Origin of the sequence: Georgenia satyanarayanai, from assembly GCF_009193135.1 — a bacterium.
In the GTDB taxonomy this organism is placed as follows: domain Bacteria; phylum Actinomycetota; class Actinomycetes; order Actinomycetales; family Actinomycetaceae; genus Oceanitalea; species Oceanitalea satyanarayanai.
Map to the genome: position 1 here is coordinate 1 of NZ_VUKC01000012.1, position 23,035 is coordinate 23,035.

A 23,035-nucleotide genomic window follows, 5' to 3' on the forward strand; every position below is an offset into this window, starting at 1 on the left:
TGCCCCAGGGCATCCTGTCCCTGCTGCGCTGACCGCCACCGGGCCCGGCCCGGTAGCACCGCACCACCGGCCGGTGGCCCGCTCCTTGCGGGCGGGCCGCCGGCCGCACACCATCACCCACACCCACGGGAGGACGCCGGGATGACCATCGGCATCGACGGCATGGCCAGCGGCCTGGACACGGGCGCGATCATCGACGGTCTCGTCAAGATCCAGGCCAACCAGCAGGTCCTGCTCAAGCAGAAGTCGACGGCGGCGTCCAGCCTCGTCACGGCGCTCCAGGGCCTCAACAGCCGGGTCTCCTCCCTCGCGACCGCGGCGAAGAAGGTCGCCGACGCCGACTCGTGGGCCGTGACGAAGGGGTCCTCCTCCTCCGACGCGGTCACCGTCTCCTCCTCTCCCGACGCAAAGCCGGGGAGCGTGGAACTCTCCGTCACCCGCCTCGCGTCCGGCCAGGTCTCGCTGCTCAAGCCTGCCGACCTCCCCTCCTCCTTCACGATCGCAGTGGGCGGCGAGAGTCACGAGGTCGTCCCGTCCAGCACGCACGCCGACGACATCGCCGCCGCCGTCAACGAGCTCACCGCCAAGACCGGCGTGAGCGCGACCAGGGTGCGGACCGGCACCGATGCCGACGGCAACGCCACCTACCACCTCCAGCTCACGGGCCGGACGGGGGAGGCCAACGCCTTCTCCGTCCATCCGGGTACGGACACGTCCGACGGAACCGCCGTCGCCTCTGCGACGAACGCCGTCGTCAAGGCGCAGGATGCCGCCATCAAGCTGTGGCCCTCCGCCGCTGAGCCGCTGGAGCTGACCAGCGCGACGAACACGTTCGACGGCGTCATCGACGGCGTCAACCTCACCGTCAGCAAGGTCTCCGCAGATCCCGTCACCGTCACGGTCACCTCCGACGCCGAGGCACAGCGCAAGCTGGCTGAGGAGCTCGTGAGCAACGTGACGGTCGTGCTGTCCGAGATCGCGTCGAGGTCCCGGACGACAACGGAGACCAACAGTGCCGGCAACACGGTCGTCACCGGCGGGCTCTTCTCCGGCGACTCCGCGATCCGATTCCTCACCAGCGACGTCCAGTCCACCCTGACGAACCCGGTGGGCGGCAAGTCGCCGTCGGACATCGGCATCAGCATGGACCGCTACGGGAAGGTCTCCCTCGACAAGGCGACCTTCGACAAGGCGATGAGCGAGGACGCCGAGGGGACGATGGCCATGATGCAGACCGTCGCGGCTCGTGTCGGCGAGGTCGCCGCGCGAGCCTCCAACGCGAAGGACGGGACGCTGACCACGAAGATCACCTCGCAGGAGTCCGTGGTCAAGGACCTCGGGAGCCAGGTCACCAAGTGGGACGAGCGGCTCGCCGCCAGACGCGCCCAGCTCGTCGCCCAGTTCAGCTCCATGGAGGTGCGGCTCTCACAGCTCCAGTCCACCCAGAGCTGGCTGTCCAACCAGATGGCCGGCCTCAGCGCCAGCAGGCAGTAGGAGAACCGATGAACCAGGCCGCACTGCTCGCCAAGTTCCGCCGGGAGTCCCTGGCCACGGCCTCACCGGCACAGCTGCTCACCATGCTCTACGACCGCCTGCTCCTCGACCTCGACCGCGCCGTCGCGGCGCTCGAGTCGGGGGACCGCGCGGCCGCCAACGAGCAGCTCGGGCACGCCCAGCAGATCGTCCACGAGCTGCGTTGCAGCCTGGACGTCAGTGTCTGGGACGGCGGCCCCCAGCTCCTCGAGATCTATACGTACCTGTACTCGGAGCTCGTCAGCGCGAACGTGGCGCACGACGCCGCCAGGGTCGCCGCCTGCCGCGCCCTCGTCAGCCCGCTCCGCGACGCCTGGCACCAGGCTGCCGCCATGCCCGGTACCGGCACGCCTGCCGTGGCTGTCGGCTGATGGACGTCTCTGCCGCGGCACCGGACACCTTCCGCGCCCGCTGGGAGGCCGCCCTCGCCGAGCTCGAGCTCGACGTCGCCGAGACCGAGGCGATGCTCGCCGGGGACCACGTCACCCCGCCCGCCCCACCCTGGGTGCCGCCCTCGGACCTCGGGCCGCTGCCCGAGCCGCTGCGCGAGCGCGCCCAGGTGCTCCTCGACCGTCAGACCGAGGTCGCCCAGCGACTCAGCGAGGCGCTCGTCCTCAGCCGACGCCAGGCCCGGCTCACCGAGGTGCTCCGGGCCGGCGGACCGCGCCGCCCGGTGTACGTCGACGCCGCCGGCTGACCACCCTTCACGACACACCGTGTGTCGTCCGAGTCCTCGGCGGGCTCGGACGGCACACGGTGTTCGTGCGTGTCCGCCGGCGGGCACGACAGAAGCGCCGACAGCCGGGCCCGGGGGCAGCGGGTATCCAGCCGTCGGCGTTCCGGGGGTGTCCCCAGTCAGCCAGACCGCCCGGCTCCGCTCAATGGGGAGAACTCCCCATCAACTCCTCACACGCCCCCGACGGATGCCGATCAGGGATGGGTGAGCACGGATAGCTCGCCACCAGGCCACGGATCGGCCGCACGTCCCGCAGTTTCACTAAGGGGTTCGACCCACGTGTTCGATTCAGTGACCTCCGTGGCGATGAAGAGCGCTCTCGACTCGCTCTCGCTGCGCCAGCGTGTCATCGCCGACAACATCGCCAACGTCAACACCCCCGGCTTCCTCGCCGGGCGGGTGCAGTTCGAGGACGCCCTCGCCAAGGCGGTCCGCACCGGCCGCGAGGGCGGCGTCGAGGCGACTGTCGAGCGCTCGCTCGAGCCCACGCGCGAGAACGGCAACAACGTCAACCTCGACACCGAGACGCTGGCGAACATCGACGCGAACCTGCGCTATCAGGTGGCGACCCGCTCCATCGACGGCGGGTTCACCGCCATCCGTACCGCGATCAGGAGCGCCTGATGACCTTCGACGCGATCGGCATCGCCTCGACCGGTATGACCGTCCACCGCAAGTGGCTGGACGCCGTCAGCGACAACCTCGCCAACGCCAACAACGCCAGCTCGACCGACGGCGCCGCCTTCCAGGCCCGATACGTCGTCGCCACCGCGATGAGCTACGGCGAGCCCGCCGGCGCGCAGGTGGCCGGCATCGAGCTCGGCAACGCGGAGGGCCGCATGGTGCACGAGCCCGACCACCCCCTCGCCGACGAGGAGGGCTACGTGCGCTACCCCGACGTCGACATGTCCAGCCAGATGACCCAGCTCATCATGGCCCAGCGCGGCTACCAGGCCAGCGCCGCGGTCGTGGACCGAGCCCGGGAGAGCTACCAGTCCGCACTCCAGATCGGGAGAAGCTGATGTCCGTCCCCGCGATCGAAGCCCTTTCCAGCGTCGCGCCCACCGGCTACCTCGACGGCCTCGAGGCCCCGGGCCCGGCCGCCACCGACGGCAGCGCCTTCGGCGCCGTGCTGGCCTCCGCCATCGACGGCGTCAGCCAGAAGCAGGAGGTCTCCTCCGACCTCGCGCTCAAGGCCGTCACCGGTGACCTCGAGGACGTCCACGACTACACGATCGCCGCCACCGAGGCGGCGGTCGCCCTCGAGCTCACCGTCGCGCTGCGCAACAAGGCGGTCGACGCGTTCAGCGAGATCATGCGGATGCAGGCCTGATGCCCGCCGCCGTCACCGGTGCGTTCACCCGCCTGAGGGAGCGGGTGGGGGAGTTCAGCCTGCCCCAGAAGACGTTCGCCCTCATCGGGATCGCCGCGCTCGTCCTCGGCGTCGTCGTCGCGACGTCGTGGGCCAACCGCCCGACGATGAGCCCGCTCTTCAGCGGCCTGTCCGGCGAGGACGCCTCCGCCGTCGTCGACCAGCTCAGGGCCGCCGGCATCACCTACGAGCTCACCGACGGCGGCGCCACGGTCCTCGTGCCCGCCGAGGCGGTCTACGACCAGCGCATCGCGCTCGCCGCCGAGGGGCTGCCCACCGAGGAGGGCGGTTACAGCCTTCTCGACGACATGGGCATGACGAGCTCGGACTTCCAGCAGCAGGTCAGCTACCAGCGTGCCCTCGAGGGCGAGCTCGCCAAGACGGTGCGCGCGCTCGACGGCGTGTCCTCCGCGACCGTCCACCTCGCCCTGCCCGAGGAGAGCGTCTTCACCGACACGGCCCCCGAGCCCACCGCCTCCGTCTTCGTCCAGGCGGAGAGGGGCAAGACCATCGACTCCGGCTCGGTGCAGGCGGTCGTCAACCTCGTCTCCTCCGCCGTCGCCGGCATGGACCCGATGAACGTGTCGGTCGTCGACTCCGAGGGCGCTGTCCTCACCGCCTCCCCGGGCGGCGGCGGCCCCGACGGCGCCACCGACTACGAGGAGCGCGTCGCCGGTCAGGTGCAGACCATGCTCAACCGGGTGCTCGGCGCGGGCAACGCCGTCGTGTCGGTCAGCGCCGAGCTCGGCCGTGACGCGACCCAGCGCACGAGCGAGACCTTCACCCCCGCGGAGGGCACCCCGCCGCTCAGCGAGACCCGCAGCACCGAGGAGTACGAGGGCGGCGGCCAGGCGGTCGGCGGCGTGCTCGGCCCGGACAACATCGCCGTGCCCAACGGGGGCGAGGCCGGCACCTACACCCGCGAGGACTCGACGACGAACAACGCCGTCAACAAGGTCACCGAGCTGACGACCGTCAACCCCGGCGGTGTCACCCGCCAGTCCGTGTCCGTCGTCGTCGACTCGGTCGCCGCCGCCGGGATCACCGTGGAGGAGCTCGAGGACATCGTCGCGGTCGCCGCGGGCGTCGACGTGGCGCGGGGCGACCAGGTGGCCGTCGCGCAGATGGCCTTCGACACCTCGACGGCGGACGCCGCCCAGCAGGCGCTCGACGCCCAGGCGGCCGCCGACGCCGCGGCCGCTGCCGCGGCCCAGCGTGACGCCCTCATCCGCGGCGGCATCATCGCCGTCGTCCTGCTCGCCATCCTGCTCGCCGTCCTGCGCCGCGCACGGCGTGGCCGGGACCGCGAGGACATCGACCTCGGCGAGCTCGAGGTCAGCCAGCTGCCCGCCCCGGAGCCCCTCGAGCCGGACACCAGCTTTCTCGAGCCCGTCCCGGAGATGCGCGTCATCGAGCCGGACGCGACCGAGACGGCCCGCATGGGCGTCGTCGCGATGGCCGACGAGGACCCGAGCGCGGTCGCCGACCGCCTGCGCGAGTGGATGGCGGTCAAGCAGTGAACCTCACCAGCCCGCAGAAGGCCGCCGTCGTGCTGCTCCAGCTCGGCCACGAGCGCGCCACCAAGGTGCTCGCCCTTCTCGACGAGCCGGAGGTCGAGGAGATCTCCGCCGAGATCGCCCGGATGGAGACGGTGCCCACCGCGATCGCCGACCAGGTCCTCGTCGAGTTCTACGACCAGGCCACCGGCGGGGCACCCGTCGCCGGCCACGGCGGCCTCGAGTACGCCCAGCGGCTCCTCGAGGACTCCCTGGGCGCCGAGCGCGCCAGCCTCGTCATGGGGCGGCTCACCACGCTGCTCGCCGGCCAGCCCTTCGACTTCCTCCAGCAGGCCGAGGCCCGCCAGGTCCTGTCCCTCATCAACGGGGAGCACCCCCAGACGATGGCCGTGGTCCTCGCCCACCTGCGTCCTGAGCGCGCCTCGGCCATCATGGCCGGCCTGCCGCCGGCCGAGCGGGCCGACGTCGCGATGCGCATCGGCACGATGGAGCAGGCCAGCCCGGAGGCCGTGGCGACCATCGCCGACAGCCTCCAGCGGCGGGCCGGTCACGTCCTCACCGCCGGCGAGACGACGACGGCGGTGGGCGGCATCCAGCCCCTCGTCGAGATCCTCAACCGCGCCGACCCCAGCACCGAGAAGCAGATCCTCGAGGAGCTCGGACAGCGCGACGAGGCCCTCGCCGAGCAGGTCCGCAGCCTCATGTTCACCTTCGAGGACGTCATCCACCTCGACGACCGCGCCGTCCAGCTCGTCCTGCGCCAGACCGAGACGAGCGGTCTCGCGCTCGCGCTCAAGGGCACGTCCGTCGAGCTCACCGAGAAGATCAAGCGCAACCTGTCCGAGCGTGCCCGCCTCGACCTCGTGGACGAGATGGAGATCGCCGGTGCGGTGCGCCTCTCGGAGGTCCACGACGCCCGCGGGGCCATCGTCAAGGTGATCCGCGCCCTCGAGGAGTCCGGCCAGATCGTCGTGCGCCGGGACGGAGATGACGAGTATGTCTCGTGAGCCCACCCGCACGGCCCCCGTGTTCGCCCCGCTCCACGCCTCCCGCCCCGAGGCCGCCTCCGTGGCGGCCGGCTACTCCAGCGGGTACACCGCCGGCTGGTCCGCCGGCGCCCGGGCCGCGGCCCAGGACGCCGAGGAGCAGCGCCGCCGTGCCGCCGAGGAGCTGGCCGACCTCGCCCAGCAGGCCGCGACCGCGGCGCAGGAGGCGCTCGGCGTGCTCGCACAGGCCGCCGAGGCCGCCCGGCGCCGCTCCGCGCCCGTCCTCTCTGAGGCCCAGGACGCGCTGACCCGCGCGGCCGTCGACCTCGCCGAGACCGTGCTGGGCGCCGAGCTCCGCGACGGTGAGGCCTCCGCGCAGTCCGCGCTGCGCCGCGCGCTGTCCGTGCGCGACGAGGGCCTGGTGCGCGTCCGCCTCAACCCCGAGGACCTCGCCCACGTCACCGCGACCCTCTCCTCCCTCCCGGGCGAGCTCCACGTCCCCGCCGGCGTCGAGCTCGTCGCCGACCACGACCTCGGACGCGGTGACGCGGTGAGCGAGCTGGAGGAGGGCTACCTCGACGCGCGCGTCGGCGCCGCCCTCTCCCGCGTCCGCGACGCCCTGGGGGTCACGGAGTGACCATCGAGCTGGCGGCGCCCACCGCTCGGCCCACCGGCCGGTGGCAGCGCGCCCTCACCGTCGCCCAACCCCAGCGGGTGGGCGTGGTCCGCTCCGTCGTCGGGCTCACCGTCGAGGTGACCGGCCTGCCCCTCGCGGTCGGCGACCTCGTCGACATCGACGCAGGTGGGTGGACGGTGGGTGCGGAGGTCGTCGGGCTCGGCCGCGACTCCAGCCGCTGCATGCCGCTCGGACCGGTCGACGGGCTGCGCATCGGCGCCCCCGCCCGCTCCACCGGCCACCCGCTCACCATCGGCGTGGGCCAGGGTCTGCTCGGGCGCGTGCTCGACGGTCTCGGCCGGCCCATCGACGGCAAGGGACCGCTCCGCGCCGACGACTCCGTGCCCGTCACCGCGCAGGCCCCCTCCGCGCTGGAGCGCGCCCGCGTGGACCAGCCGCTCTCCCTGGGGGTGCGCGTCCTCGACACGCTCGTCACCGCCGGCCGCGGCCAGCGGCTGGGCCTGTTCGCGGGCTCCGGGGTGGGCAAGTCCTCCCTCCTGTCGATGATCGCCCGCGGCACCGACGCGACCGTCAACGTCATCGGCCTCGTCGGCGAGCGCGGCCGCGAGGTGCGCGAGTTCCTCGAGGACGACCTCGGCCCCGAGGGGCTGGCGCGCTCCGTCGTCATCGTCGCAACCTCCGACGAGCCGCCGGTGGTGCGCCTGCGCGCCGCGTTCACCGCCACCCGCGTGGCCGAGTACTTCCGCGACCAGGGCACCGACGTCGTCCTCATGATGGACTCCCTCACCCGCGCGGCCATGGCCCAGCGCGAGATCGGGCTGTCCGTCGGCGAGCCGCCCGCGACGCGCGGCTACCCGCCGTCGACCTTCTCCATGCTCGCCCAGCTCCTCGAGCGCGCGGGCACGGGCTCGACCGGCTCGGTCACGGGCATCTACACCGTCCTCGTCGACGGTGACGACCACAACGAGCCGATCGCCGACGCCGCGCGCTCCATCCTCGACGGGCACGTCGTGCTGGACCGCAAGCTCGCCGTCACCGGCCACTTCCCCAGCGTGGACGCCATCGCCTCCATCTCGCGCGTGGCCTCCCGGGTGACGACGGCGGAGCAGCGGGCGGCGGCCACCGCCCTGCGTTCCGTGCTGGCCGCCCGGCGCCAGGCGCAGGACCTCATCGATGTCGGCGCCTACGTCGCCGGCTCCAACCCCAGGGTCGACGCCGCGGTGGCGCACGCCGACGCGATCGACGCCTTCCTCCGCCAGGACGTCGCCGAGACGGTCGACGCGAACCAGTCCTGGGCCCACCTGAGCGCGCTCGTCGCGGGAATGGGAGTGATGCCATGAGGCCGTTCCGGCTGCAGAGCGTGGCCCGGCTGCGCCAGCTCGAGGAGGACCGCGCCACGGCCGCCCTCGTGCAGCGCCGCGAGTTCCGGCGCACCGCCGACTCCCGCACCGCCCAGGCCCTGGCGGCCCTCGACAGCTCGAGCCTGCCCACCCAGGTGGACGTCCTCGGCTGGCAGGCGGCCGTCGCCGCGCGCGCCGCGGCCAGCGCCTCTGCCGTCGAGGCTGCCACCGTCGCCGAGCTCGCGCAGGCCGACGAGCAGGCCGCACAGGGGGAGTGGTCGGCGGCCCGCCGTCGCAGCACGACCATCGCCAAGCTCGCCGAGCGCCACCGCCTGGCCGAGGCGGCCGAGGAGAACCACGCCGAGCAGGTCACCCTCGACGAGGTCGCCTCCCAGCGCGTGCGCTCGCGGGAGGCCACCCGATGAGCATCGCCGCCGTCCAGGCCCGGATGGTCGAGCTGCAGAGCGCGATCAGCGCCGTCACCCAGCCCGCTGCCGCGCCCGCACCGACGACCACCACCGACTTCGGCGGCGCGCTCGCCGCCGCGCTCACGAGCGAGTCCACGACCGGTGTCTCCGCCTCGTCGGTCGCCTCCGCCCTCACCGGCGGGACGACGCCGGCGGCCGTCGCCGCGGACGGTGCCACCGCCGCGCCGGGGACGGGTGCTGCCCTCGTGGAGTCGGCCAAGAAGTACCTCGGGGTGCCGTACGTGTGGGGCGGGGAGAGCCTGTCCGAGGGCGGCCTCGACTGTTCCGGGCTCGTCCAGCTCGCGATGAAGGACCTCGGCGTGGACGTGCCCCGCGTGGCCCGCGACCAGATGAAGATCGGCACCGAGGTGCCCTCGATCGACCAGGCGCGGCCCGGTGACCTCGTCGTCACCCGCGGCGGTGGCCACATCGGTATCTACGCCGGTGACAACATGTGGATCCACGCCCCCTACCCGGGGGAGAAGGTCAAGCTCGCCGAGATGACGACGCCGCCCACCACCATCCGCCGCGTCCTGCCGACGGGGGCCTGATGAGCATCGTCATCCCCGCCGCGCCCGCCCCGGCCACGCCGGCCGGCGGCCGTCCCGCGGCCGGCCGCGCCGGCAGCGGCGACGCCTTCGCCGCCAGTCTCGCGGCGGCCACCCTGCCCGCTGACGCCGCCGGCCCCGCCGCTGCCCGTACCGGGCCGGTCACCGGTGAGGGCGCCGAGGGCAACGAGGGAGCCACCGGGACCCCGGAGCTCGAGCTCCCCGCCGTCCCGGGCCTGACCGTCGGCACCTGGCAGCAGGACGGTGCCGACGTCGTGCCAGGCAGGACCGCCACGGTGCCCACGACCGAGCCGGGCGAGGTGGCTCCCGGAACAGCGGGCGCGGACCTCTCGTCCACCTCCGCCGTGGCCCTCACCGCCCAGGTGGCCGCCGACGGGTCGCTCACCGAGCCGGCGCGCGCTGACCAGGCACCCGCCGGCCGGGCACCCGCCGGTCCGCCGTCCGCTCCCGACGCGGCCGCCGAGCCCGCACCCGCCCCGCGTCTCGTGGACGCCCTCCCGGCTGCACCGGCAGCCGAGCCGCTCGCCCCCGCCACCGGCGCGCCCGGGACGGACCCGCGACCCGCCCCGGGCGGGGCACCGGCGGCTGCCGTCGTCACCGAGCCCGCTCCCGCGGCGGCCGTCCCCGCTCCCGCCGGCGCGACGGCGGCCACCGCACCCCGCGGAGCCCTCGAGCAGCCGCGTCCGGCGGCTGAGGCACCGACGCTGGCCGTCGAGGGCGCCGTGCGCGTCGACCAGCCGGCCCGTGCGGACGGCGTCACCCGCACCGAGCAGCCCGCCGCGCCCGCGCCCGCCGCTCCGCCGCAGCAGCCGCTCGGCACTCAGCTGGCCTCGGCCCTGTCCCGTCTGCGGACGGCACCCGAGGGCCACCACACCCTCCACGTGCGCGTCGACCCGGAGGACCTCGGGCCCGTCAAGGTCTCGGCCCACATCGGGGCCGACGGCGTGCGCATCGAGCTCCACGGCATGACCGACGCCGCCAAGGACGCGCTGCGCGGCGCCCTGCACGACCTGCGCCGCGAGCTGGCCGCCACCGGTCTGCGCGCGGAGCTCGACCTCGGGTCCGGGAACGACCAGCGCGGTGCCGCCGAGAGGCCCGCGCCCGCGCGGGACGGCGAGCGTCCCACCACCACGGCCGCCCCGGCCCCCACCCCGACCACACCCGCCCGCCACGGCGGCCTGGACCTCCTCGCCTAAGGAGCACGACCATGCCCATCGACCCCGTCTCCGCGGGCTACACCCCCACCCCGACGAGCGCGGCCGCGGCCGCGCCGGCGGCGAGCGGCCTGAAGAAGGACGACTTCCTCCAGCTGCTCGTCACCTCCCTGCGCTACCAGGACCCCTCCGAGCCGCTCTCGACGAGCGAGCTCATGGCGCAGACGACCCAGCTGTCGACCATGGAGCAGCTCACCGAGCTCACCACGCTCACGCAGGAGGCCTTCCACCTGCAGATGCGTAGCTCGGCCACCGAGCTCGTCGGCAAGGACGTCAGCTACCTCGACGCCGACGGCGTGCGTCACAGCGGCGTCGTCAGCGCCGTCGACTTCTCCGTCACCCCTCCCGGCGCCGTCATCGGTGACGCCGTCGTCCCGATGAACCTGCTCGCCACGGTCGGTGCCCTGCCGTCCGCCACCCCGCCCGCCGGCGGGGCCCCCACCGACCCCGCCGCCTGACCCGAAGGACACCCGACCATGCTTCGTTCCCTCTTCTCCGGCATCTCCAGCCTGCGCTCCCACCAGACGATGCTCGACGTCACCGGCAACAACATCGCCAACGCCAACACGACGGGCTTCAAGGCCTCCCAGACGCGCTTCGAGGACACCCTGTCCCAGATGCTCAACGCGCCCGGCGCCCCGCAGGGCGCCAACGGCGGCACGAACCCGGCGCAGGTCGGCCTCGGTGTGCGCGTGGCCGGCATCAGCACGAACTTCACGCCCGGTGCCGCGCAGCAGACGGGCCGCAGCCTCGACATGATGATCGACGGCGACGGCTTCTTCGTCGTCAACTCCGGCGGGGAGCAGCTGTACACGCGTTCCGGGGCCTTCACCCTCGACGGCCTCGGCCGGCTCGTCACCTCCTCCGGGGCCCAGGTCATGGGCTGGGCGGCCGACGCGAACGGTGTCGTCAACGCGAACGGGCCGCTGAGCAACCTCTCGCTGCCCGTGTCGACGACGATGGGCGCCCGTGCGACGAGCACCGTCACCTTCGCGGGCAACCTGCCCTCCGACGCGGAGGTCGGCGGCACGAGCCTCGTGCGGAGCATCGACGTCCACGCCGCCGACGGCACCGCCACCTCCCTCGACGTGCGCTTCACGCTGCGCTCGAGCACGCCCGGCGCGACATGGGACGTGCAGCTCCTCGACGGCGACACCCCGCTCGGCACCGGCAGCATCGCCTTCGACGCCCGCGGCGGGCTGCAGAACGTCACGATCCCGCGCGTGACCGTCGCCGGCGCGCCGATCGACCTCGACATGAACGGCCTCACCGGCTTCGCGTCCCTCACCACGGTCGAGGCCGCCGGCCAGGACGGTCAGGGCGCCGGCGTCCTGCAGTCCTTCTCGATGAACGCCGACGGCACCCTCATGGGCTCCTTCTCCAACGGCCTCAAGCGCGCCGTCGGCATGGTCGCCGTGGGCAGCTTCGCCAACGCCGAGGGCCTGGAGAAGGTCGGCGGCTCGATGCTCCGCGCCAGCGTCAACTCCGGTGACGTCACCGTGGGCGCCGCCGGCGAGGGCGGCCGGGGCGCGCTCACCGGTGGCGCGCTGGAGATGTCGAACGTCGACCTCTCCCAGGAGTTCACCAACCTCATCATCGCCCAGCGTGGCTTCCAGGCCGGCTCGCGCATCATCACCACCTCCGACGAGCTCCTCCAGGAGCTCGTCAACCTCAAGCGCTGACGTCCGACGGGCCCGGACCCCTCAAGGTCCGGGCCCGGCGGACGATAGGCAGTGTGCAGGGCTCATGGACGGGCCCGAAGCAACCAGGATGGAACCGACCCGTGATCACCGTGACCCGCCTCACCGGCCAACCGTTCGCGATCAACCCTGATCTCATCGAGCGGATCGAGTGCACTCCCGACACGATCCTCGTGCTCATGGACGGCACGCGCTACCTCGTCGCCGAGACCATGCCGGACGTCGTCGCGATGGTCCAGGAGTACCGCGCAGGTGTCATCTCCCGCGCGCTGCAGCCGGCGGCGGAGGCCCCCGCGGCCCGCCCGGAGCTGAGCCCCGTCGTTCCGCTGCCGACTCGACCCCAGGGGGACTGATGGATCCGGCAACTCTTCTCGGGCTCGCCATCGCGTTCGGCGGCGTGTTCGTCCTCATGAACGCCGAGGGGGTCCACCTCTCGGCCATCCTGCTGCCCGGACCGCTCGCGATCGTGTTCGTCGGCAGCCTCGGCGCCGGGATCGCCGGCGGCGCGCTGCGCGATGCCGTCCACGCCTTCAAGACGCTGCCCAAGGCCTTCACCGCCAGGGCGCCCAAGCGGGGCGCCACCATCGCCGCTGTCGTCGCCCTGTCCGACAGGGCGCGCCGCGAGGGGCTGCTGGCCCTGGAGGACGCGGCTCAGGAGGTCGAGGACGAGTTCCTCCGCGACGGGCTGATGGCTGCCATCGACGGCGCCGACCCCGAGGACCTGCGCACGATGCTCGAGGACCGCATCGACACGAAGCGTGCCCAGGACCGCGTCGCCTCCGGCTTCTTCAACTCCCTGGGCGGCTACGCGCCGACCATCGGGATCATCGGCACGGTCATCTCCCTCGTCCACGTGCTCGAGAACCTCTCCGACCCGAGCCACCTGGGCCCGATGATCGCGGCGGCCTTCGTCGCCACCCTGTGGGGCATCCTCTCCGCGAACCTCATCTTCCTGCCCATCGGCAGCCGCCTCAAGCGCATCTCCGACCTCGAGTGCGCCCAGATGGAGATCAGCCTCGAGGGGCTCCTCGCCCTCCAGGCGGGGGCGAACCCGCGCACCGTCGGTGAGCGGCTGCGCAGCATGGTCCCGGCCGGCGAGCTGGTCGACGACGACGCCGGGCAGGCGGCGTGAGCTCCCAGCGGCGCCGCCGGGGCGGCCACGAGGAGGAGGAGGAGAACTCCGAGCGCTGGACGGTCAGCTACATGGACATGGTCACGGTGATGATGTGTCTCTTCATCGTCCTGTTCGCCATCAGCCAGGTCGACCAGGTGAAGTTCAACGAGCTCCGGGAGTCCCTCGCCGCCGGGTTCGGGGACGCATCGGCCTCCGTCTCCGTCGTCGACGGCTCGAGCGGGGTGCTCGACGGTGGTGACGCCCCGTCGCTGGACATCGCCCCGGTCGACGGCGCTGCCGGCATCTCTCCGCTGGACGGCAACCCCCAGGAGCTGGCGCAGGCGGAGGCCCGGAACCTCGACGCGGTGCGGGAGAGCATCCGCACCGAGCTGGAGGAGGCGGGGCTGGAGGACGAGGTCCGCTTCGCGATCACCGAGCGTGGGCTCGTCATCGGCCTCGTCAGCGAGAACACCTTCTTCTCCCCGGCGAGCGCCGCGATGCCGCGCACGTCGCTCGAGGTGGTCGACACGATCGCCGCGACCCTGCGACCGCTCGACAACGACATCCTGCTCGAGGGCCACGCCAACCCCCTGCCCTACACCGAGCCCTACGAGACCAACTGGGAGCTCTCCGCCGACCGCGCGACCAAGGTGCTGCGCCGCATGGTCGAGCACGAGGGGATCGCGCCCACCCGGGTGCGGGCCATCGGCTACGGCGACGCGTACCCGGCCGCCGAGGGCCCCGACGCCCTCGACCTCAACCGGCGCGTCGACGTCGTCGTCCTGAGCACCCAGCCCGAGTCGGTCCGCACCCTGCTGCCCGAGGCCGCCCACGACATGGAAGGAGCCTGACATGCCCGAGAAGCGCGTGATCGGGGCCCAGTCCCGCAAGATCGGGGGTGGGCAGGCCGCACCGGCGCCCGCACCCCCGCAGCCCGAGGCCACGCCGCGCAGCGGCCGCGGCCGCCTGCTCGTCGTCCTCGCCGCCGTCCTCGCCGTCGTGGCCGTCGGAGCCTTCGTCTTCCTGCGCCCCTCCGAGCCGGCCGCCCCCGAGGAGCCCGAGGTGGGTGACACGGTGACCATCGAGCCCCGCAACATCAACCTCGCCGACGGCCACTACCTGCGGCTCGGTTTCGCGATCGAGCTCGTCGCGGAGGTCGAGGAGATCGCGACGGCGCAGGCGACGGACATCGCCATCGCCCTGTTCACCGGCCGGACCGTCGCCGAGGTCAACGACCCGGTGCGGCGCGAGGAGCTGAAGGCCGAGCTGTCCGAGCGGCTCGTCGAGGCCTACGACGGAGAGGTGCTGACGGTCTACTTCACCGACTTCGTCACGCAGTGACGCGGCGCCTGCCCGGCGGCTGAGGCCGGGCGGGCGGCGACTCCTCAACAACACCGCGGCGCCGCCGATGGGGACCCATGTGACGGTTCCCCCCTCTCCCGGTGCTGACGGCACGGTCGTGTACGACTTCCGTCGGCCGATGACCCTGGCGCGCGAGCACGCCCGCACCCTCGAGGTCGCGCTCGGCACCTTCGCGCGCCAGTGGTCCAACCAGCTGATGGCGCGCCTGCGCGTGCCCACCCAGGTCTCCCTCGAGACGGTGAACCTGGGCACCTACGACGACTACATCAGCGGCCTGCCCTCGCCCACGACGCTCGTCGTGTGCGCCGTCGGGCCCAACCGCCGTCCGGCGATCATGCAGTTCCCGCTGGAGTCCGCGCTCACCTGGGTCGACCAGATGCTCGGCGGCCCCGGTAAGCCCGGCGCGGTCCCCGACCGGGAGCTCACCGAGATCGAGCAGGCGCTCCTCGGCGAGCTCATGACCCGGGTGCTGGGCGACCTCAACTACGCCTTCGCCGGCATCCTCGCCGTGGACGTCGAGCTGCGCCGCTTCCAGCACTCCCCGCAGGTCCTCCAGCTCATGACGGCGACGACGGCCGTCATCAGCGCGACCTTCTCCATCGCCGCCGGTGAGCACCGCGCCACGGCCTCCCTCATGTGCCCCGCCGAGGGCCTCATCGCGGTGCTCCGCGAGAACGGTGCACCCGACCAGCGCAGCGCCTCCCAGGAGGCCGCCGAGAAGGAGCAGCGCGAGCTCCTCGACCGCGCCGTGCAGAACGCCCCCGTCGAGGTCGCCGTCCGGCTGGCCCCCGTGCCCGTCCACCCCAGGGAGGTCGTCAGCCTCGCCGTGGGTGACCTCCTCCCGCTTCACCACCCCCGCTCCCAGCCCATGGACGTCGTGGTCGGTGACCGCGTCCTCGCCCAGGCCGTCGCCGGGACCAACGGGTCCCGCCTCGCCGGGCTGGTCGTCAACGTCAAGGAGAACTCATGAGCACGACCACCGTCGACACCCACGCCGTCGTCGCCGAGGAGCTCGCACGGCTGCTGCCGTCGTCCCAGCCCCTCGTCGCCCGCCCCGCCGAGCCCGGTGAGCGCCCGGCCCCCGAGGCCGTCGCGGTCGTCGCGAGCTTCGTCGGGCAGGGCAGCGCCGAGCTCGTCGTCATCGCCGAGGAGGCCGTCGCGGAGGCGATGGCCGGCGCCGCGGCGCTCACCCTCGCCGAGGCGCTGCGCCCCGCCCTCGAGGCCGCGTCCCAGCGCCTCGGCGCCGGCGTGCTCAGCGCCGCCGAGGAGCGGCCCGCCGGGGACGCGCTCACCGGCCGCGACGTCCAGCTCTTCGCCCTCACCGCCGGCAGCGGCGTCCAGGCCTGGTTCGGCATCCGCACCGTCGCCACCGCCGCCCCGGTGAGCAGCGCCCCGCTCACGCCGGGCAGCATGCGCGTCCTGTACGACGTCGAGCTCACCCTCACCACCGAGATCGGCCGCACCCGCATGCCCCTGCGTGACGTCCTGGCCCTCACCCCCGGGACCGTCCTCGAGCTCGACCGCGCCGCCGGCAGCCCCGCCGACGTCATGGTCAACGGCCGCCTCGTCGCCCGCGGTGACGTCGTCGTCGTCGACGAGGACTACGCCGTGCGCATCACCGAGATCGTGTCGGAGACCTCGGCCCAGTGAGCGACACGCTCGAGCTCGCGCTGCGGGTGACGTTCTCGCTGGGGCTCGTCCTCGCGCTGCTGTGGTTCCTCGCCCGCCGGCTGGGTGCCGGCGGGGGCGCCGCCCGGCGGCTGCCGATCACCGTCCTCGGCCGGCAGAGCCTGGGACGCCGCTCCGGCATCACCGTCGTCGACGTCGCCGGGCGGACCCTCGTCCTCGGCGTCAGCGACACCGAGGTCCGTCTCCTCACCGAGCTCGAGTCCGCTCCCTTCGTGCTCCAGGACGACGGCACGCAGGGCCCGGAGTCCACCGTGCCCGCCCCGATCTCCACCCCGCCCTCCGCCCTCGGCGGCTCGGTCCTGTCCCCGTCGACGTGGCGCACCTCGTGGCAGGTCCTGCAGAGCCGGGTGCGCCGGTGAGCGCGGCGACCGCCCGCCCCCGTGCGGCCTGGCTGCCCCGCGTCCTCACGGTCCTCCTCCTCACCGCGGCCGTGCTCGTCGTGGGCGCGACCCTCGCGCACGGCGCCCCGGTGCCCCCCGAGGACCCGACCGCGCCGACCGCACCGGCCGAGCCGGGCCTGGGCATCGACGTCGACGTCGCCGGGAGCACCCCCTCGACGTCGATCATCGCGCTCCTCGCGCTCACCCTCCTCGGTGTCGCGCCGTCGCTGCTCCTCATGATGACGAGCTTCACGAAGATCTTCGTCGTCCTCGCCCTCACCCGGAACGCGCTGGGGCTCCAGGGCGTGCCGCCGAACCAGGTGCTCGCCGGGCTCGCGCTGTTCCTCTCGATCTTCATCATGTCGCCCGTGCTCGGTGACGTGAACGGTGCCGCCGTCCAGCCCTACCTCGACGGGCAGATCGACTTCGCCGCCGCCCTCGACGCTGCCCAGGGCCCGCTGCGGGAGTTCATGGTCGGCCTCACCCGGGAGGAGGACCTCGCGCTGCTGACCCGCGCCGCGGGGATGCCCAACCCGGAGAGCCCCGAGACCGTGCCGATGCAGACGCTCATCCCGGCGTTCATGCTCTCCGAGCTGCGCGCCGCCTTCATCATCGGCTTCGTCGTCTTCGTGCCCTTCCTCGTCATCGACCTCGTCGTCGCCTCCGCGCTCATGGCGATGGGCATGATGATGCTCCCGCCCTCGATGATCTCGCTGCCCTTCAAGATCCTGCTGTTCGTCCTCGTCGACGGCTGGGGCCTCATCATCACGCAGCTGGTGGGGAGCTACTGATGGACACCGCGAACGTCATCGACATCGCCACCCTGGCGCTGGGGCTGGCCGCCAAGCTCGCCGCCCCCCTCCTCGTCACCGCGCTCGTCGTCGGCTTCGCCGTCTCCCTCCTCCAGTCGGTCACCCAGATCCAGGAGGTCACGCTCAGCTTCGTCCCCAAGGCGATCGGTGTCGCCGTCGCGATCGTCGTGTGCGGCAACTGGATGATCTCCGAGCTGGTCGTCACCACCCACGAGCTCTTCGACCGGATCCCCGGTCTGCTGGGCGGCTGAGGCGTGGACGCGGCCCTCGTGGTGCTCCCCGTCATCCTCGCGGCCGTGCGGGTGACCGTGTTCCTCGTCATCGCCCCTCCCTTCAACCACCGGGCGATCCCCGCGACCGTCAAGGCGATGCTCGGCGTGGGTCTGGCGCTCGCGCTGGCCTCCTCCATGACCGTGCCGGTCGAGGTGACGGCCGCGACGCTCATCGCGATGGCACTGTCGGAGGCCGTCACCGGCGCCGGCCTCGGTGTCCTCGTCTCCCTGGTCTTCTCGGCGGTCCAGTCCGCCGGGCGGCTCATCGACATGCTCGGCGGTTTCGAGCTCGGCCAGGCGCTGGACCCGATGACGATGACGAACAGCGGCCCCTTCGGCCGCTTCTACCAGCTCATCGCCGTCGTCCTGCTCTTCGTCTCCGACGGGTACCAGCTCGTCGTCGGCGGGCTGGCCCGCAGCTTCGACGCGCTCCCCCTCGGTGCCATGCTCGACCTCGGCGCCCTCGCCGGGCAGCTCACCGAGGGCGTGAGCCAGCTCTTCCTCGCCGCCATCCAGGTCGCCGGGCCGCTCATCGCCGTCCTCTTCCTCGCCGACGTCGGACTTGGCCTGCTCACCCGCGTGGCCCCCGCCCTCAACGCCTTCGCCCTCGGCTTCCCGCTCAAGATCCTCATCACCCTCACCCTGGGCTCCATCACGCTCGCGGCGCTGCCCGGCGTCGTCGACTGGCTTACCGACCAGGCCATCCGGGGCATCGGGGAGGTCGTGCGATGAGCAAGAGCGCGGGGGAGAAGAGCGAGAAGGCCACCCCGGAACGGATGAGGAAGGCCCGCAAGGACGGGAGCCTGGGCAAGTCCCAGGACCTCACCGCGTGGGTCGTCGTCGGGGCGGGCGTCCTCACCCTGCCGATGGTCGTCACGCGTGGCTCCGACGCCGCCGCGGGCCACGTGCTCGGGCTGCGCGAGGTCATCGCGGCGCCCGAGCCGGCCCTCGCCGTGCGCGCCCTGGGGGACGGGCTGCTCAGCGCGATCATGGCCGTCGCGCCGCTCCTCGCCGTCGCCGCGCTCGCCGCCGTCGTCGCGGGTGTCGCGCAGGGCGGGGTCCACATCTCCACGAAGAAGCTCAAGCCCCGCTTCGAGCAGTTCAACCTCGGCAAGGGGGCCAAGCGGCTCTTCGGACCGCAGGCGTGGTGGCAGGGCGCCAAGGCGTTCCTCAAGACGGCCGTCGTCGGCGCCGTCCTGTACTCCGCCGTCGTCGGTCTCATCCCCATCGTCGCGCAGTCCGGCCAGCTGTCGGTCATGCAGATCCTCGGGGAGGTCGGCTCGCGCATCCGGACCCTCCTCACCTGGGGTGTGGTCGCCGGCCTCGCGCTCGCCGCCGTCGACCTCCTCGTCGTCATGCGCCGCAACCGCAAGACCACGCGCATGTCCAAGCAGGAGGTCAAGGAGGAGCACAAGCGCTCCGAGGGCGACCCGATGGTCAAGGGCCAGCGCCTGGCGAAGGCCCGCGCGATGAGCCGCAACCGCATGCTCGCCGCGGTGGCCGACGCCGACGTCGTCGTCGTCAACCCCACGCACGTGGCCGTCGCGCTGCGCTACGAGCCCGGCAAGGGCGCACCGCGCGTCGTCGCCAAGGGCCAGGGCCACGTCGCCGCCAAGATCCGCGAACGCGCGGCCCAGCACCGGGTCGCCGTCGTCCAGGACATCACGCTGGCCCGCACGCTCCACGCGATGTGCGAGGTCGGCCACGAGGTCCCCGACTACCTCTACGAGACAGTCGCCCGCGTCCTCGCCTTCGTCATGTCCCTGCGCCGCCGCGGCGCCGCCACCGGGACCCACCGCATGCCCCAGCCCAGGAAGGACAGCCGATGAAGAACGGCAAGGTCACCCAGTTCGCCGCCCCGGCCGCCGTCGTCGGGATCATCATGCTGCTCGTCATCCCGCTGCCGGCGCCGCTCCTCGACGTCCTCATCGCGGTCAACATCATGGGCGCGATGCTCGTGCTGCTCACGACGATGTACATCAAGAAGTCCCTCGACTTCTCGATCTTCCCGGCGCTCGTGCTCGTCATGACGCTGTTCCGGCTCGGACTCAACGTCGCCTCCACCCGCCTCGTGCTGCGTGACGGCTACGCGGGGGAGGTCATCAACGCCTTCGGGCACATCATCGTCGGTGGCTCGATCGTCATCGGCCTCGTCATCTTCCTCATCCTCGTCGTCATCCAGTTCGTCGTCATCACGAACGGTGCCGGGCGCGCGGCGGAGGTCGGCGCCCGCTTCACCCTCGACGCCATGCCGGGCAAGCAGATGGCGATCGACGCCGACCTCAACGCCGGCGCCATCGACGACGACGAGGCCCGTCGCCGCCGTGCGGAGGTGGCGTCCGAGGCCGACTTCTACGGAGCGATGGACGGTTCCGCGAAGTTCGTCAAGGGTGACGCCATCGCCGGCATCATCACCACGGTCATCAACCTCGTCGGTGGCTTCGTCATCGGCATGGTCCAGCTCGGCATGAGCGCGGGCGAGGCGATCGAGACCTACTCCCTCCTCACGGTGGGTGATGGCCTCGTCACCCAGATCCCGGCACTCCTCATGTCCGTGGCCACCGGTCTGGTCGTCACGCGGGCGACGTCGGACTCCGACATGGGCACGATGGCCACCTCCCAGCTCTCGCAGTCGCGCACGGCGCTGATGATCGCCGGGTGCGCCGCCGTCGTCCTCGCGCTCGTCCCCGGCATCCCCAAGATGCCCTTCATCCTCGTCGGCATCGTCCTCCTCGTCGTCGCCCAGCGGATCAAGGCCAACGAGACGGAGGTCGCCGACGCGGAGGCGGCGACCGAGACCGCTGCGGCGCTGCAGCCCGCGGCCGAGACCCCGGAGGCGCTCATCGAGCAGATGCGGGTCCACGCGCTCGAGGTGCTCCTGGCCCCCGACCTCGTCGACATGGTGGGCGGCTCCGCCGACCAGGACCTCCTCGGACGGGTGCGGGCGCTGCGCCGCAAGACGGCCCTGGAGATGGGCTACGTGCTGCCCCCGGTCCGCACCCGCGACTCGGTCGACCTGCCCGCCGGCACCTACGCGATCCGGCTCTCTGGTGTCGAGGTGGCGCGCGGCACCGCGCCGCGCGGACGCGTCCTCGCGCTCGGCGAGGGGCTCGAGGGACTGCCCGGCAGCACCGTCGTCGAGCCGGTCTTCGGACTGCCCGGCAAGTGGATCCCCACCGAGCTGCGGCACAGCGCGGAGATGGCCGGGGCGACCGTCGTCGACCGCGTCTCCGTCCTCATCACCCACCTCTCCTCGGTCGCCTCCACCCACGCCGACCGGCTGCTCGGCCGCGAGGACGTCCGGGTGCTCGTCGAGGGGCTCAAGCAGACCAACCCGTCGGTCGTCGAGGAGCTGGTCCCGGCGGTCCTCAGCCTCGGCGAGGTGCAGCGGGTCCTCCAGGGGCTGCTCGTCGAGCAGGTCCCGATCCTCGACCTGGGCCGCATCCTCGAGGCGCTGACCCTGCGGGCGAAGGTCTCGACCGACGCGGAGGGTCTCATCGAGGCCGCGCGCCAGGCGGTTGCGGACATCATCGTCGACCGCCAGCGGGAGGGGGCGGTGCTGCGGGTGCTCACCCTCGAGCCGGCCACCGAGCAGCTGCTCCTCGAGTCGCTGCGGCCCGGGGAGAACGGCACGCAGATCTCGCTCGCACCGGACCGGGTCGAGGGCCTGCTCGCCTCGCTCCGTGCCCAGGTCGAGACGCTCGAGGCGAGCGGTCGCCAGGCGGTGCTCGTGTGCTCCCCGGCGATCCGCCCGGCGCTGCGCCGCGTGGCGGGACTGGCGGTCCCGCGCCTCCCCGTGCTGTCCTACACGGAGGTGACGGGCACGTCGCTGACCATCGAGACCGTGGGAGCCGTGGGTGTCGGACAGGCGATTGCTGCTTGACGGTCCCGACCTGACCGCGCTGCTCGCCCGCGCCGAGGAGCTCGGCGGCCGGGTGGTGCGCGCCCAGCGGCTGCGCAAGGGCCTGCTCATGCGTCAGTGGTACGAGGTGACCGTCGACGTGCCCGACCCGGCGACGGCTCGGTTCGCCCGCCTGCCCGTCCGTCGGGCCCCCGCGCAGCAGCGGCCGGTGGCTCCTCCCGCGGGCATCGGTGACCTCCTCGGCGCCGCCGAGGCCGCCGAGCGGATGGAGTCCGAGGCGAGCAGGGCGGCACGCGCGGCGGGTGCACGGTCGGCCAAGAGCCGGGGCGGACGGTAGGGTCGACCGCGTGTTGGTATTGAGCCGCAAGGTCGGCGAGCAGATCGTCATCGGCGAGGACATCGTCCTCACCGTCGTCGATGTGCGCGGCGACACGGTGCGGCTGGGCATCGCAGCCCCGCGGCACGTGACCGTCAACCGCGCCGAGGTGCTCCGCGCCGTCGAGGAGGCCAACCGCGACGCGGCCCGCGCCGACGACGCCGACCTCGACGCCCTGCGCAACCTGCGCCCGCCCACGCCCGAGGACTGAGCGCCGGGGCGGCCCGGCGGTCACGACGAGAATCGTGGCCGGGAACCGCTCAGCGCCAGACATCTCCTGCCGAAGTTCTCGGGTGTGCGCAGGAAGCGCACGAAGCGCTGCTTGGCGCCGGCGAGATCATCAGGACGGGCACTGGTCGGGGATGCGGACCAGGTCGGCGAGGTCGCCGACGTCGTCCTGACGGGTCCTCGGTGGCGCCGGGCCGCCCGGACGCAAGGACACTCGCATGGTCGCGTTGGCTCCAGAACGCTCGAGCACTCCCCACGTGCGCGCCACCCCGGACCCCTCGGTGCCGGTGGCGCCGATGCCCCGGCGGCGCCGCCGCTTCGCTGACACGCGCATCGGCACCAAGTTCACCGTGCTCGTCGGGGTGGTCGTCCTCTCCCTCGGCGGGCTCCTCACCGCGACGGTGGTCGGCAACGCCAGCGTCGAGCGCGCCAGCGCCCGGGTGGCCCTCGAGGAACACCTCCAGGAGAGCGTGCTGCTGCTCGACACCCGCGCCAGCGAGCTCAAGGTGAGCGCGTACATGGTCCTGGTCCGTGACGACCCCGAGGAGCAGGTCGTCGCCCTCGAGGAGGACACCGCCACGGTCGAGCAGCTCCTCGGTCAGCTGACGGCACTGCCGCTCGAGGGAGCGCGTGCGGCGGCGGTGGAGGACCTGGAGACCGCCTTCCGTGAGTACCTCGCGACGACGGCAGCGTTCATCGACGACGCCATCGCCGACCCGGAGGGCGCGACTTCGCGCTGGGAGGAGATCCAGGAGGCCAACGAGCTGACCGACGCCGCCGTGTCAGCCGTGGCCGACGGGGCCACGGCTGACACGGCCGCCGCGGGGGGGGGCCGCTCCGGCGCGATGGCGACGGCCCAGGCCGGCAGC

General features: G+C 73.0%; 29 protein-coding genes and 1 pseudogene. All 30 read left to right on the plus strand.

Annotated elements, in window-relative coordinates:
* Positions 1-141 precede the first annotated feature (141 nt).
* Entirely contained in the window at positions 142-1,494 is a 1,353-nt protein-coding gene (gene fliD / locus GD632_RS12425; protein WP_152192533.1) for a flagellar filament capping protein FliD, read from the plus strand.
* Between the two features lie 8 nt (positions 1,495-1,502).
* Positions 1,503-1,904 (plus strand): flagellar export chaperone FliS, encoded by a 402-nt coding sequence (gene fliS / locus GD632_RS12430; RefSeq protein WP_152192534.1) that lies wholly within the window; start codon positions 1,503-1,505, stop codon positions 1,902-1,904.
* Positions 1,904-2,230, plus strand: a complete 327-nt coding sequence (locus GD632_RS12435) for a hypothetical protein (protein ID WP_152192535.1) — start codon at positions 1,904-1,906, stop codon at positions 2,228-2,230. The genes fliS and GD632_RS12435 overlap by 1 nt, the downstream gene beginning before the upstream one ends.
* Before the next feature lie 318 nt (positions 2,231-2,548).
* A complete protein-coding gene (locus GD632_RS12440) occupies positions 2,549-2,893 on the plus strand; it encodes a flagellar basal body rod protein FlgB (RefSeq protein WP_152192536.1) in 345 nt (114 codons plus the stop codon).
* Positions 2,893-3,291: a flagellar basal body rod protein FlgC gene (locus tag GD632_RS12445; protein ID WP_152192537.1), complete on the plus strand. Its 399-nt coding sequence runs from the start codon at positions 2,893-2,895 to the stop codon at positions 3,289-3,291. The genes GD632_RS12440 and GD632_RS12445 overlap by 1 nt, the downstream gene beginning before the upstream one ends.
* Positions 3,291-3,602 (plus strand): flagellar hook-basal body complex protein FliE, encoded by a 312-nt coding sequence (fliE, locus tag GD632_RS12450; RefSeq protein ID WP_152192538.1) that lies wholly within the window; start codon positions 3,291-3,293, stop codon positions 3,600-3,602. The genes GD632_RS12445 and fliE overlap by 1 nt, the downstream gene beginning before the upstream one ends.
* On the plus strand, positions 3,602-5,161 hold the full coding sequence (fliF, locus tag GD632_RS12455; protein WP_152192539.1) for a flagellar basal-body MS-ring/collar protein FliF: 1,560 nt from the start codon (positions 3,602-3,604) through the stop codon (positions 5,159-5,161). Before fliE ends, fliF begins: the two co-directional genes overlap by 1 nt.
* Positions 5,158-6,165, plus strand: coding sequence for a flagellar motor switch protein FliG (gene fliG / locus GD632_RS12460; RefSeq protein WP_226924848.1), 1,008 nt, complete (start codon positions 5,158-5,160; stop codon positions 6,163-6,165). Before fliF ends, fliG begins: the two co-directional genes overlap by 4 nt.
* A complete protein-coding gene (locus GD632_RS12465; RefSeq protein ID WP_193311470.1) occupies positions 6,155-6,781 on the plus strand; it encodes a FliH/SctL family protein in 627 nt (208 codons plus the stop codon). The genes fliG and GD632_RS12465 overlap by 11 nt, the downstream gene beginning before the upstream one ends.
* Positions 6,778-8,121, plus strand: a complete 1,344-nt coding sequence (locus GD632_RS12470) for a FliI/YscN family ATPase (protein ID WP_405002541.1) — start codon at positions 6,778-6,780, stop codon at positions 8,119-8,121. Before GD632_RS12465 ends, GD632_RS12470 begins: the two co-directional genes overlap by 4 nt.
* Entirely contained in the window at positions 8,118-8,546 is a 429-nt protein-coding gene (locus GD632_RS12475) for a flagellar FliJ family protein (RefSeq protein WP_152192542.1), read from the plus strand. Before GD632_RS12470 ends, GD632_RS12475 begins: the two co-directional genes overlap by 4 nt.
* Entirely contained in the window at positions 8,543-9,139 is a 597-nt protein-coding gene (locus GD632_RS12480; protein WP_226924849.1) for a C40 family peptidase, read from the plus strand. Before GD632_RS12475 ends, GD632_RS12480 begins: the two co-directional genes overlap by 4 nt.
* Positions 9,139-10,353: a flagellar hook-length control protein FliK gene (locus tag GD632_RS12485; protein ID WP_152192543.1), complete on the plus strand. Its 1,215-nt coding sequence runs from the start codon at positions 9,139-9,141 to the stop codon at positions 10,351-10,353. The genes GD632_RS12480 and GD632_RS12485 overlap by 1 nt, the downstream gene beginning before the upstream one ends.
* Before the next feature lie 11 nt (positions 10,354-10,364).
* A complete protein-coding gene (locus GD632_RS12490) occupies positions 10,365-10,829 on the plus strand; it encodes a flagellar hook capping FlgD N-terminal domain-containing protein (RefSeq protein WP_152192544.1) in 465 nt (154 codons plus the stop codon).
* Positions 10,830-10,847: 18 nt separating this feature from the next.
* Positions 10,848-12,053, plus strand: coding sequence for a flagellar hook protein FlgE (locus GD632_RS12495; RefSeq protein ID WP_152192545.1), 1,206 nt, complete (start codon positions 10,848-10,850; stop codon positions 12,051-12,053).
* Positions 12,054-12,154: 101 nt separating this feature from the next.
* A complete protein-coding gene (locus GD632_RS12500) occupies positions 12,155-12,424 on the plus strand; it encodes a flagellar FlbD family protein (RefSeq protein WP_152192546.1) in 270 nt (89 codons plus the stop codon).
* Entirely contained in the window at positions 12,424-13,203 is a 780-nt protein-coding gene (locus GD632_RS12505; RefSeq protein ID WP_152192547.1) for a motility protein A, read from the plus strand. Before GD632_RS12500 ends, GD632_RS12505 begins: the two co-directional genes overlap by 1 nt.
* Positions 13,200-14,036 carry an OmpA/MotB family protein gene (locus GD632_RS12510; protein WP_226924850.1) on the plus strand — a complete coding sequence of 279 codons (837 nt, stop codon included), beginning with the start codon at positions 13,200-13,202 and terminating at the stop codon, positions 14,034-14,036. Before GD632_RS12505 ends, GD632_RS12510 begins: the two co-directional genes overlap by 4 nt.
* Before the next feature lies 1 nt (position 14,037).
* Positions 14,038-14,526 carry a flagellar basal body-associated FliL family protein gene (locus GD632_RS12515; RefSeq protein ID WP_152192548.1) on the plus strand — a complete coding sequence of 163 codons (489 nt, stop codon included), beginning with the start codon at positions 14,038-14,040 and terminating at the stop codon, positions 14,524-14,526.
* Positions 14,527-14,593: 67 nt separating this feature from the next.
* A complete protein-coding gene (locus tag GD632_RS12520; RefSeq protein ID WP_152192549.1) occupies positions 14,594-15,517 on the plus strand; it encodes a flagellar motor switch protein FliM in 924 nt (307 codons plus the stop codon).
* Complete coding sequence (gene fliN, locus GD632_RS12525; RefSeq protein WP_152192550.1) at positions 15,514-16,197, plus strand: flagellar motor switch protein FliN; 684 nt, start codon at positions 15,514-15,516, stop codon at positions 16,195-16,197. Before GD632_RS12520 ends, fliN begins: the two co-directional genes overlap by 4 nt.
* Entirely contained in the window at positions 16,194-16,595 is a 402-nt protein-coding gene (fliO, locus tag GD632_RS12530; protein WP_152192551.1) for a flagellar biosynthetic protein FliO, read from the plus strand. Before fliN ends, fliO begins: the two co-directional genes overlap by 4 nt.
* Positions 16,592-17,407, plus strand: coding sequence for a flagellar type III secretion system pore protein FliP (fliP, locus tag GD632_RS12535; protein WP_319633118.1), 816 nt, complete (start codon positions 16,592-16,594; stop codon positions 17,405-17,407). Before fliO ends, fliP begins: the two co-directional genes overlap by 4 nt.
* Entirely contained in the window at positions 17,407-17,679 is a 273-nt protein-coding gene (locus GD632_RS12540) for a flagellar biosynthetic protein FliQ (protein WP_152192553.1), read from the plus strand. Before fliP ends, GD632_RS12540 begins: the two co-directional genes overlap by 1 nt.
* A gap of 3 nt (positions 17,680-17,682) precedes the next feature.
* Positions 17,683-18,432: a flagellar biosynthetic protein FliR gene (locus GD632_RS12545; RefSeq protein WP_152192554.1), complete on the plus strand. Its 750-nt coding sequence runs from the start codon at positions 17,683-17,685 to the stop codon at positions 18,430-18,432.
* On the plus strand, positions 18,429-19,529 hold the full coding sequence (locus tag GD632_RS12550) for an EscU/YscU/HrcU family type III secretion system export apparatus switch protein (RefSeq protein ID WP_152192555.1): 1,101 nt from the start codon (positions 18,429-18,431) through the stop codon (positions 19,527-19,529). The genes GD632_RS12545 and GD632_RS12550 overlap by 4 nt, the downstream gene beginning before the upstream one ends.
* The gene (locus tag GD632_RS12555; protein WP_152192556.1) at positions 19,526-21,583 is read left to right on the plus strand and encodes a flagellar biosynthesis protein FlhA; all 2,058 of its coding nucleotides are present in this window, start codon (positions 19,526-19,528) and stop codon (positions 21,581-21,583) included. The genes GD632_RS12550 and GD632_RS12555 overlap by 4 nt, the downstream gene beginning before the upstream one ends.
* Complete coding sequence (locus GD632_RS12560) at positions 21,573-21,899, plus strand: hypothetical protein (RefSeq protein WP_152192557.1); 327 nt, start codon at positions 21,573-21,575, stop codon at positions 21,897-21,899. The genes GD632_RS12555 and GD632_RS12560 overlap by 11 nt, the downstream gene beginning before the upstream one ends.
* Before the next feature lie 10 nt (positions 21,900-21,909).
* Positions 21,910-22,149, plus strand: coding sequence for a carbon storage regulator CsrA (gene csrA, locus GD632_RS12565; protein WP_152192558.1), 240 nt, complete (start codon positions 21,910-21,912; stop codon positions 22,147-22,149).
* A gap of 235 nt (positions 22,150-22,384) precedes the next feature.
* A pseudogene (locus GD632_RS12570) lies at positions 22,385-23,035 on the plus strand (hypothetical protein); the annotation flags it as partial.

What these genes read in the sequence shown, in the direction of transcription:
- fliD (WP_152192533.1), top strand. Translation starts at nt 142, where the DNA reads ATGACCATCGGCATCGACGGCATGGCCAGCGGCCTGGACACGGGCGCG.
- fliS (WP_152192534.1), top strand. Translation starts at nt 1,503, where the DNA reads ATGAACCAGGCCGCACTGCTCGCCAAGTTCCGCCGGGAGTCCCTGGCC.
- GD632_RS12435 (WP_152192535.1), top strand. Translation starts at nt 1,904, where the DNA reads ATGGACGTCTCTGCCGCGGCACCGGACACCTTCCGCGCCCGCTGGGAG.
- GD632_RS12445 (WP_152192537.1), top strand. Translation starts at nt 2,893, where the DNA reads ATGACCTTCGACGCGATCGGCATCGCCTCGACCGGTATGACCGTCCAC.
- fliE (WP_152192538.1), top strand. Translation starts at nt 3,291, where the DNA reads ATGTCCGTCCCCGCGATCGAAGCCCTTTCCAGCGTCGCGCCCACCGGC.
- fliF (WP_152192539.1), top strand. Translation starts at nt 3,602, where the DNA reads ATGCCCGCCGCCGTCACCGGTGCGTTCACCCGCCTGAGGGAGCGGGTG.
- GD632_RS12465 (WP_193311470.1), top strand. Translation starts at nt 6,155, where the DNA reads ATGTCTCGTGAGCCCACCCGCACGGCCCCCGTGTTCGCCCCGCTCCAC.
- GD632_RS12475 (WP_152192542.1), top strand. Translation starts at nt 8,118, where the DNA reads ATGAGGCCGTTCCGGCTGCAGAGCGTGGCCCGGCTGCGCCAGCTCGAG.
- GD632_RS12480 (WP_226924849.1), top strand. Translation starts at nt 8,543, where the DNA reads ATGAGCATCGCCGCCGTCCAGGCCCGGATGGTCGAGCTGCAGAGCGCG.
- GD632_RS12485 (WP_152192543.1), top strand. Translation starts at nt 9,139, where the DNA reads ATGAGCATCGTCATCCCCGCCGCGCCCGCCCCGGCCACGCCGGCCGGC.
- GD632_RS12490 (WP_152192544.1), top strand. Translation starts at nt 10,365, where the DNA reads ATGCCCATCGACCCCGTCTCCGCGGGCTACACCCCCACCCCGACGAGC.
- GD632_RS12495 (WP_152192545.1), top strand. Translation starts at nt 10,848, where the DNA reads ATGCTTCGTTCCCTCTTCTCCGGCATCTCCAGCCTGCGCTCCCACCAG.
- GD632_RS12505 (WP_152192547.1), top strand. Translation starts at nt 12,424, where the DNA reads ATGGATCCGGCAACTCTTCTCGGGCTCGCCATCGCGTTCGGCGGCGTG.
- GD632_RS12515 (WP_152192548.1), top strand. Translation starts at nt 14,038, where the DNA reads ATGCCCGAGAAGCGCGTGATCGGGGCCCAGTCCCGCAAGATCGGGGGT.
- GD632_RS12520 (WP_152192549.1), top strand. Translation starts at nt 14,594, where the DNA reads ATGGGGACCCATGTGACGGTTCCCCCCTCTCCCGGTGCTGACGGCACG.
- fliN (WP_152192550.1), top strand. Translation starts at nt 15,514, where the DNA reads ATGAGCACGACCACCGTCGACACCCACGCCGTCGTCGCCGAGGAGCTC.
- GD632_RS12540 (WP_152192553.1), top strand. Translation starts at nt 17,407, where the DNA reads ATGGACACCGCGAACGTCATCGACATCGCCACCCTGGCGCTGGGGCTG.
- GD632_RS12550 (WP_152192555.1), top strand. Translation starts at nt 18,429, where the DNA reads ATGAGCAAGAGCGCGGGGGAGAAGAGCGAGAAGGCCACCCCGGAACGG.
- GD632_RS12555 (WP_152192556.1), top strand. Translation starts at nt 19,526, where the DNA reads ATGAAGAACGGCAAGGTCACCCAGTTCGCCGCCCCGGCCGCCGTCGTC.